This window comes from Knoellia flava TL1 (genome assembly GCF_000768675.1).
GTDB lineage: Bacteria > Actinomycetota > Actinomycetes > Actinomycetales > Dermatophilaceae > Knoellia > Knoellia flava.
Genome location: NZ_AVPI01000064.1, coordinates 1 through 8,011, shown reverse-complemented (window position 1 = coordinate 8,011; position 8,011 = coordinate 1). Strand labels below are relative to the sequence as shown.

Below are 8,011 nucleotides of genomic sequence, written 5' to 3'. Positions count from 1 at the left end.
GACGCCCTGGCCACCACAGTTGCGGACGCAAGGGGGCTCACTCAGGTGCGAGCACGAGAGCATGTGCCATTGACGATAGTGTGCGACACACACTATGGTGTGACGTATGGACGAGGACGTCATCGCCGGACACCTGCAGGAGCTGCGCAGGGGGACGGTCGTGCTCGCCTGCCTCACGACCCTCGCCCGGCCGCACTACGGCTACGCCCTGCTCGAGACGCTCGCAGACGCCGGGTTCGCCGTGGACGGCAACACGCTCTACCCGCTCCTGCGGCGCCTCGAGAAGCAGGGACTGCTCACGAGCGAGTGGAACACCGACGAGGCGCGGCCCCGCAAGTTCTACCTCGTGAGCGAGGACGGCGCCGCCGTCCTCGACCGGCTCAGGACCGAATGGCGATCGCTCGACACCGCGATCGGCGCACTCGACGGAGGGACGCAACGATGACGCCCAGGACCAGCACCACGCTCACCGACCGCTACGTGTGGACGGTCACCCGGCACCTGCCGGCGGACGTCGGCCCCGACGTCGCCCGCGAGCTGCGCGCCACGATCGCCGACGCCGTCGACGCCCGGGTCGAGGCCGGCGCCGACCCGACCGAGGCCGAGAAGGAGGCCGTCGCCGAGCTCGGCGACCCCGACGTCCTCGCGCGGCAGTACGGCGGGAGGCCGGCATACCTCATCGGTCCCGGCGTCTATCCCGACTACGTGCGGCTCATGCGGATCCTGCCCGCGATCGTGCTGCCGCTCGTCCTCGTGGCGAACTTCGCGGCGAAGGCCATGACGACCGACGAGGGCTGGGGCGCGATCGCACTCGACGCGTTCCTCCTCGTCCTCACGACCGCCGTGCACCTCGCGTTCTGGGTCACGCTGACCTTCGCCGTCATCGAGTGGACCCGCCCGGAGGCGGAGCGAGACCGGCCGCTCAGCGCGTGGACGCCGGACCAGCTCACCGCTGACGTGCCGTGGCGCACCGTCCGGCTCGGCGAGACGATCTTCGAGGTCGGGTTCGCCGTCGCCCTCGCCGCGCTCGTCGCGTGGCAGCTCGGCGGTGTGGGCGGCAACGGCATCCAGGTGCTCAACCCCGACATCCACCCCGTCTGGAAGGTCCTGCTCGTCGGCTCGTTCCTCGTCGACGCGGCCCTGGCTCTCATCGTGTGGCACGTCGGTCGCTGGACTCCGACGTCTGCCGCGGTCAACGTCGTCACCAACGCGGGTGCGGCAATCCTCATGCTCTGGCTCCTCGCCCGCGACGAGCTCCTCACCGACCTCCCGCAGGTGCTCGGCGAGACGTTCGGGTGGTCGACCGACTGGTCGGTCTCGTCAGCGGCCGTCGCCGTGGTCATCGTCGCCATCGCCGCCTGGGACGCGGTCGAGTCCGTGCTCAAGGCCCGCCGCTCCGCGAAGGGGACGCGGGTCGCCTGAGCCGCTCCCGTCGCCGTCGGCTCTCAGTGTCGCCCGTGTGGTGGGTGCAGCACGCGTGTCGCGACGACGGCCGAGGGGTTGATCGGCCCGTAGACGTGCGGGAACGTCTCACCCGTCTCGGGGTTGCCGACCTCGCGCACGAGCCGCGACTCGAGCAGCTCGGGGTCGATCGTCAGCAGGAGCAGGTCGTGCGGCACCGCGGCATAGAACGTCGTCAGCACGAAGTCGAGCTGGGCCGCGTCGCAGCAGTGGACGAAGCCCTCGTCCTCGAGCGAGCGGTCGAGCGTCGACTCGGTGAACGTCCCGTCGGCCACGGCGCGAGCCCACGTATCCGGCGTGGTCACGTGGTGGATGCGGCCGTCGTCGACGACGCTCACGTCCTGTCTCCCTCGGTGGTCGTCATGCCTGCCAACCTACGCCGACGCCTACGCTCGCGGGCATGACGATCCGCGAGGCCACCCCCGAAGACGTCCCGGCGATCCTGCGGCTGGTCCACGCCCTCGCGACCTACGAGAAGGAGCCCGACGCCGTCGAGGCGACCGAGGAGCACTTCACCGCGGCCCTGTTCCCCGAGTCCGGCAGCCCGACGACCTTCGCGTACGTCGCCGAGGTCGACGGAGAGGTCGTCGGCATGGCCGTCTGGTACCTCACCTTCTCGACGTGGACCGGCGTCAACGGGATCTGGCTCGAGGACCTCTTCGTCGAGCCCGAGCACCGCGGCAGCGGGATCGGCCGCGCGCTGCTCGCCACCCTGGCGCGCACCTGCGTCGAGCGCGGCTACCGCCGGCTGGAGTGGTGGGTCCTGGACTGGAACGAGCCGTCGATCGGCTTCTACCGCAGCCTCGGCGCCGTCCCTCAGGACGAGTGGACGGTCTTCCGGATGGACGGCGACGAGCTCGCCGCACTCGGCGCCTGACGAACGACGAGGTATGCCGGCCGCCCAACCCCGGGGTCGGTCGGCACACCTCGGTCCGTGGGGCGACGCGGGAAGGGTCAGGGCCAGATCGAGCCGACCCACTCCGGGTGGTCGATGAAGGGGTTGCGGTTGCCCTGCCACTGCACGTGGATGCGGTCGTTGCGGCGCTTCTCGAACGTGTCCGGCGGGTCGCCCGCGCTCCACGCCTTGAGCACCGACAGCCTGCCGATGTAGGGGGCGGTGCCGTTGCCGACCGACTCGTTGGGCTCGAGGTTGGGCCAGCCGTCGCCGCCCTCGTAGCGGACCGCCATGTAGAGGATCATCCGGGCCACGTCGCCCTTGACGGCGTCGCGCGGCTCGAACGAGTCCGCGTCGCGCCAGCAGTCGGAGCACTGGTTGACCGCCGAGCCGCCGTTGTCGAAGTCGAGGTTGCCGCGGTCGGAGTTCACCGTGACGTCCTCGGGGCGCAGGTGGTGGACGTCGGTGCCGGGGCCGTTGGCCGTGCCGAAGTCGCCGTGGCTCTTGGCCCAGACGTGCTCGCGGTTCCACTGGTCGACACCACCGCCGTTGTTGGACTTGGCGATCGAGCGGCCCGAGTAGATCTCGATGACGTTGCTCGAGTTGTTGGGGTCCTGGTCGGTGTCCTTGAGGGCCTCCCAGACCTGGTCGTAGGTGAGGACGGTCTGCTGGCGGATGATGCCGTGCAGCGCGCTGCGCAGGGCCGTGCCGGACTTGCCGATCGCCGCGGCGTAGTAGGTGTCGGTGCTCGACGTGGGCGTCGGGGTCGGCGTGGCGGTCGGCGTGGGTGTCGGCGTGCTGCCGACGGCCGTGATCGCCGTCGGCGACTTGAGCCCGGCGTGCGAGAAGTAGGCGCTGAGCGGGCCGGTGACGTCGATCTGCTTGCCCATGAGGCCCGGGTTGGTCTTCAGCCCCCACGCGCTGCGCCACTGCGTCGTCAGCTGGACGTAGAGCATCTTCGAGGTGTCGGTCTGGCTCGCCGAGTCCGCGAGCGCGATGGCGTAGTCGCCGGTGAAGCCGCTGCGGTTGACGGTGCTCGTCGCCACGGGCTCGCCGACGACGTAGCCGCGCACGGTCTGCGACGAGCCGCTCTGTGTGGCGATCGCCTGCGAGACGGTGAGCGGGGTCGCCGCCGTGGCACGCAGGGCCGTGGCCGCCGAGAGCGCGACGGCGGCCACGAGGGCCAGCAGGACGACGACGACGGCCGAGACGCGCACGTGGCGCACGTGGCGCACGTGGCGCACGTGGCGGGCCTGGCGGAGCGGGGGACGGGGCGCGGTGGCGAGCATGACGGACAGCCTGCGGCCGGCATACGGGCCGTGGGGCAAAGCCCGGGTCCGGGTTCGGCAAGCGTTCGGCAAAGGAGGCCTGCTCGGGGCGGGACCCCGAGTCCGCTGGGCACAGCCGGGAGTCACGGGTCTCTTCTGGCTCGTCATCCCGCTCGTCGTGGGGCTGTTCCTCGTCCGTCGCAACGAGGTGAAGTAGCACCACCGGCCCTCCGAGTGGAGGATCGTCGGGACCCACGTCCCGGCGATCCTCCACTCGAGGCGCTCACGCGGTGGGGACGTTGCGCTCGATCTCGGCGAGCCACGCCGCCGACGAGACGTCTGACGGCATACGCCAGTCGCCGCGGGGCGACATCGTGCCGCCGGCGACGACCTTGGGTCCGTTGGGCAGGGCGCTGCGCTTGAACTGGCTGCTGAAGTAGCGCTTGACGAAGACCTCGAGCCAGTGCCGGATCGTTGCGAGGTCGTATGCCGGCCGCTCACCCTCCGGGTAGCCCGCCGGCCAGTCGCCGGTCGCCGCGTCGGACCACGCGTGCTCGGCGAGGAAGGCGATCTTGCTCGGACGGTAGCCGCGACGCAGGACGTGGAAGAGCGTGAAGTCCTGGAGGGCGTAGGGCCCGACCGAGTCCTCGGTCGACTGGATCCTCTCGCCCTCCTTGGTGGGGACGAGCTCGGGGCTGATCTCCTGGTCGAGGATCTCGGTGAGGGTGTCGTTGACCTCGCCCTCGAACTGCTGCGACGACACGACCCAGCGAATGAGGTGTTGCATGAGCGTCTTGGGCACGCCGGTGTTGACGCCGTAGTGGCTCATCTGGTCGCCGACGCCGTAGGTGCACCAGCCGAGCGCGAGCTCGGAGAGGTCGCCGGTGCCGAGGACGATGCCGCCGCGCTGGTTGGCCGCGCGGAAGAGGTAGTCGGTGCGCAGGCCGGCCTGGACGTTCTCGAAGGTGACGTCGTAGACCTCCTCGCCCTCGCCCGCGGGGTGCCCGAGGTCCTTGAGCATCTGGGTCGCCGCCGGACGGATGTCGAGCGTCTCGAAGGTGATGCCGAGACTTTCCATGAGGTGGATCGCGTTGTCCTTGGTGCCCCTGCTCGTCGCGAAGCCCGGCATCGTGAACCCGATGATGTCGGTGCGTGGCCGGCCGAGACGGTCCATCGCCTTGGCCGCGACGATGAGCGCGTGGGTGGAGTCGAGGCCACCCGAGACCCCGATGACGATCTTCGGCTGGCCGATGGCTCGCAGCCGCTGCTCCAGGCCCGAGACCTGGATGTTGTAGGCCTCGTAGCAGTCCTGCGCGAGCCGGGCCTCGTCGTCGGGGACGAACGGGAAGCGGTCGACCTTGCGGCGCAGGCCGAGGTCGCCGGTCGGCGGGTCGATCTCGCGGGCGACGACCCTGAACGACTCGCCGTCCGGGACGCCGATGCCCTCGACCCGGCGGTTGTCGTCGAAGCTGCCCTGGCGGATGCGCTCCTGCCGGATCCGGTCGAGGTCGACGTCGACGACGGTGGCGCGCGGCCCGCTCGGGAACCGCTCGGTCTCGCCGAGGAGGTCGCCCATCTCGTAGACCATCGTCATGCCGTCCCACGACAGGTCGGTGGACGACTCGCCCTCGCTCGCGGCGGCATAGAGGTAGGCCGCGTTGCACCGCATCGAGGCCGAGCGGGCGAGGAGGTGTCGGTCGTCGGCGCGGCCGACGGTGATGGGGGAGGCGCTGAGGTTGAGCAGCACGGTGGCCCCAGCGAGCGCGGCGCGGTGGCTCGGCGGGATCGGGACCCAGACGTCCTCGCAGATCTCGACGTGAACGGTGAGCCCGGGCACGTCGGTGACCTCGAAGAGGAGGTCGGTGCCGTAGGCGATGTCGCCGTCCTCGTCGGCGCCGGGCCAGTGCGGCCGGTTGACGAGGGTCTCGACGGCGTCGTCGCCGGCCGCGAACCAGCGCTTCTCGTAGAACTCGCGGTAGTTGGGCAGGTAGGACTTCGGGGTCACGCCGAGGACCTCGCCGCCCTGGATGACGACGGCGCAGTTGAGCAGCCGGTTGCCGATGAGCAGCGGGGCACCGACGACGACGACCGGTCGCAGTCGGGCGGTGGCCTCGGCGATCGTGACGATGGCGCGGTCGACCTCGTCGAGGAGGACGTCCTGCATGTGGAGGTCGTCGATGGCGTAGCCGGACAGGCCCAGCTCAGGGAAGAGCGCGACCGCGACGCCGTCGTCGTGCAGCGCCTCGACCTGCTCGATCGTCGCCTGCGCGTTGCGCGCCGGGTCGGCCATGACGACGGGCAGGGTGCAGGCGGCGACGCGAGCGAACCCGTGCGCGTAGGCGTTGCTGAAGTCCATGCGCCGAGTCTGTCAGGTGGGCCGGGGTGTCGGGGGTCGGTGGCAGCCTGGGCGGCGTGCTGATCCACGCCGATGCCGACGCGTTCTTCGTCTCGGTCGAGCAGCGCGACGCGCCGCACCTGCGCGACCGGCCGGTGAGGAACCTCGTCGCGATCCGCGACGGTGTCGACGACGCGACCATCAGGCTGCCCGGACCGCGCAGGTCGATCTCGTCGACCCGGTCGCTCGGCCGCGCCACCCGGCGGCGGTCCGTCGTCGAGCAGTCCCTGCGCGACAACGTGCTGCGGGCCCTCGGCCGGCTCGGGGACGACCCGCGCTCGCCGACCCGGCTCGACGTCCACCTCCGCTACGACGACCAGCACGCGCTCGTCCAGGCCGGCGCGCTCGCCGAGCCGACTCGCGACCCGACCGTCCTCGTCGGCGCGGCGCTCGCAGCACTGGGGCGGACGGCATACGAGGAGGACGGGCGCGGCGTCGCGATGGTGGGGGTCACGTTCGCGCTGCCGAGCCCGGCCGCGGACGCCGGCTAGCGTGCCGGCCGGCTGGAGGCGACGAAGGCGGTGACGAAGCCGACCGCCGCCTCGAGCTGCTCCCGGTCGTCGAGCGGGGTGTCGTCAAGGACGGCCCGGAGGGTGAGCTCGGTGAGCCCGGCGACGATGGCGACCGACTCCGCCTCGCCAAGGGCACGCAGGTCGGGGTGGTGCTCGCGGGCGCGGTCGACGAGCTCGCGCAGGTAGGCCGCGTGTCCGTCCATGAGCGCGCGACGGGCTCGCAGCCCGAGCTCCCCGAGGGCGTGCGACTCGAGGATGTGAGCGCGCGCGAGCTCGGGGTTGTCGGCGAGGAAGCGCAGGTAGGCCGCGACGCCGCCGCGCACCTGGTCCTCGATCGGAGCCGCGGGGTCGGTGACGACCGCGGAGATCGCGTCGACGAGCCGGGTCGCGCGGGTGCCGTAGAGCGCGAGGAAGGCCTCGTCCTTGGTGGCGAAGTGCTCGTAGAACGTGCGTTTGCTCGTGCCGGCGATCCGGGCGACGTCGGCGACCGTGGTGCGGGCCAGTCCCTGCTCGACGAGTGCGGTGCCGAGGGCGTCGAGCAGACGGTTGGCGGCGGTCTCGGTCATGGTGGTACCGTAGCGTACCAATGGTGGTACGCAGAAGTACCACTCGCCACCAGGCCCCGTCCTGCACTCGCTGGAGACCCCCATGACCGCCCTGTCCGTCGCCCTCGCCGAGCTCCGCCGGCTCACCGGCACGAGGTTCGCCAGGGTCGCCCTCGTCGCGATGGTCGTCGTCCCGTCGCTCTATGCCGGGCTCTACCTCTATGCCAACAAGGACCCCTACGCCGACCTCGACGGGCTGCCCGCGGCCGTCGTCGTCGAGGACCGGGGCACGACCCTCGCCGACGGCTCGGCGCTGCAGGTCGGTGACGAGGTGGCGAGCACCCTGCTCGACGCGCACGACCTCGACTGGCACGAGGTCGACGCCGACCGGGCCGCGGCCGGCCTGCGCGAGGGCGACTACGCCTTCGTCCTCCTCATCCCCGAGACGTTCTCAGCGGACCTCGCCTCGAGCGCCGACTTCACGCCGCGGCGGGCGATGCTCGAGATCGACACCAACGACGCGACGAACTACCTTGCCGGCACCATCGCCGACCGCGTCGTCGAGCAGGTGCAGGACTCGGTCGCCTCGCAGGTGAGCCGCACCGCCGCCAGCGAGATGCTGGGCGGGCTCTCCACGATCCACGCCCAGCTCGTCGACGCCTCCGACGGCGCCGGCCGGCTCGCGACCGGGGCCCACGACGCCCACTCGGGCGCCTCGCAGCTGAGCAGCGGGAGCGGGCGGCTCGTCTCCGGCGAGGAGGACCTCGTCACCGGGACGGCCCGGCTGTCCGCGGGTGCGACCGAGCTCTCCGACGGGCTCGCCACCCTCGACCGGCGCACCGACGCCCTTCCCGCCCAGACGAAGCGGCTGGCCGAGGGGGCCCGCGAGGTGGCCGACGGCAACGCCGAGGTCGCTGCCGCAGGACGGCGGGCGG

The 8,011-nt window shown here is 71.6% G+C and carries 10 protein-coding genes; 6 read left to right on the top strand and 4 right to left on the bottom strand.

Going from position 1 to position 8,011, the window contains the following annotated elements:
- Positions 1-106: 106 nt before the first annotated feature.
- Both N798_RS15040 and N798_RS15035 read left to right on the top strand, forming a co-directional pair.
- Positions 107-445 carry a PadR family transcriptional regulator gene (locus tag N798_RS15040; RefSeq protein WP_035949987.1) on the top strand — a complete coding sequence of 113 codons (339 nt, stop codon included), beginning with the start codon at positions 107-109 and terminating at the stop codon, positions 443-445.
- Entirely contained in the window at positions 442-1,422 is a 981-nt protein-coding gene (locus N798_RS15035; protein ID WP_035949985.1) for a permease prefix domain 1-containing protein, read from the top strand. The genes N798_RS15040 and N798_RS15035 overlap by 4 nt, the downstream gene beginning before the upstream one ends.
- A gap of 23 nt (positions 1,423-1,445) precedes the next feature.
- Here N798_RS15035 and N798_RS15030 read toward each other — a convergent pair whose 3' ends face one another.
- Positions 1,446-1,799 carry a DUF952 domain-containing protein gene (locus N798_RS15030; RefSeq protein ID WP_052117417.1) on the bottom strand — a complete coding sequence of 118 codons (354 nt, stop codon included), beginning with the start codon at positions 1,797-1,799 and terminating at the stop codon, positions 1,446-1,448.
- Between the two features lie 62 nt (positions 1,800-1,861).
- Between N798_RS15030 and N798_RS15025 the strand changes: the two genes are divergently transcribed.
- On the top strand, positions 1,862-2,338 hold the full coding sequence (locus N798_RS15025; RefSeq protein WP_035949983.1) for a GNAT family N-acetyltransferase: 477 nt from the start codon (positions 1,862-1,864) through the stop codon (positions 2,336-2,338).
- A 77-nt stretch (positions 2,339-2,415) separates the two neighbouring features.
- On the opposite strand, the gene N798_RS15020 is transcribed toward N798_RS15025, so the two are convergent.
- Positions 2,416-3,645, bottom strand: a complete 1,230-nt coding sequence (locus N798_RS15020; protein ID WP_052117416.1) for an endonuclease — start codon at positions 3,643-3,645, stop codon at positions 2,416-2,418.
- Between N798_RS15020 and N798_RS18490 the strand changes: the two genes are divergently transcribed.
- The gene (locus N798_RS18490; RefSeq protein WP_188450409.1) at positions 3,644-3,841 is read left to right on the top strand and encodes a hypothetical protein; all 198 of its coding nucleotides are present in this window, start codon (positions 3,644-3,646) and stop codon (positions 3,839-3,841) included. The two genes, N798_RS15020 and N798_RS18490, sit on opposite strands and share 2 nt — an antisense overlap.
- Before the next feature lie 66 nt (positions 3,842-3,907).
- Here the strand turns inward: N798_RS18490 and N798_RS15010 are convergent, their stop codons facing one another.
- Positions 3,908-5,980 carry an NAD(+) synthase gene (locus N798_RS15010; protein WP_035949978.1) on the bottom strand — a complete coding sequence of 691 codons (2,073 nt, stop codon included), beginning with the start codon at positions 5,978-5,980 and terminating at the stop codon, positions 3,908-3,910.
- 56 nt (positions 5,981-6,036) lie between these two features.
- On the opposite strand from N798_RS15010, the gene N798_RS15005 reads away from it, so the two are divergent.
- Positions 6,037-6,510 (top strand): DinB/UmuC family translesion DNA polymerase, encoded by a 474-nt coding sequence (locus tag N798_RS15005; RefSeq protein ID WP_229708474.1) that lies wholly within the window; start codon positions 6,037-6,039, stop codon positions 6,508-6,510.
- On the opposite strand, the gene N798_RS15000 is transcribed toward N798_RS15005, so the two are convergent.
- Entirely contained in the window at positions 6,507-7,097 is a 591-nt protein-coding gene (locus tag N798_RS15000; protein WP_052117414.1) for a TetR/AcrR family transcriptional regulator, read from the bottom strand. The two genes, N798_RS15005 and N798_RS15000, sit on opposite strands and share 4 nt — an antisense overlap.
- An 82-nt stretch (positions 7,098-7,179) precedes the next feature.
- Here N798_RS15000 and N798_RS14995 point away from each other — a divergent pair.
- A partial coding sequence (locus N798_RS14995) for a YhgE/Pip domain-containing protein (RefSeq protein ID WP_035949975.1) occupies positions 7,180-8,011 on the top strand: 832 nt, incomplete at its 3' end.

Coding starts and splice junctions, on each gene's coding strand:
- N798_RS15040 (WP_035949987.1), top strand. CDS start 107: ATGGACGAGGACGTCATCGCCGGACACCTGCAGGAGCTGCGCAGGGGG.
- N798_RS15035 (WP_035949985.1), top strand. CDS start 442: ATGACGCCCAGGACCAGCACCACGCTCACCGACCGCTACGTGTGGACG.
- N798_RS15025 (WP_035949983.1), top strand. CDS start 1,862: ATGACGATCCGCGAGGCCACCCCCGAAGACGTCCCGGCGATCCTGCGG.
- N798_RS18490 (WP_188450409.1), top strand. CDS start 3,644: ATGACGGACAGCCTGCGGCCGGCATACGGGCCGTGGGGCAAAGCCCGG.
- N798_RS15020 (WP_052117416.1), bottom strand. CDS start 3,645: ATGCTCGCCACCGCGCCCCGTCCCCCGCTCCGCCAGGCCCGCCACGTG.
- N798_RS15010 (WP_035949978.1), bottom strand. CDS start 5,980: ATGGACTTCAGCAACGCCTACGCGCACGGGTTCGCTCGCGTCGCCGCC.
- N798_RS15000 (WP_052117414.1), bottom strand. CDS start 7,097: ATGACCGAGACCGCCGCCAACCGTCTGCTCGACGCCCTCGGCACCGCA.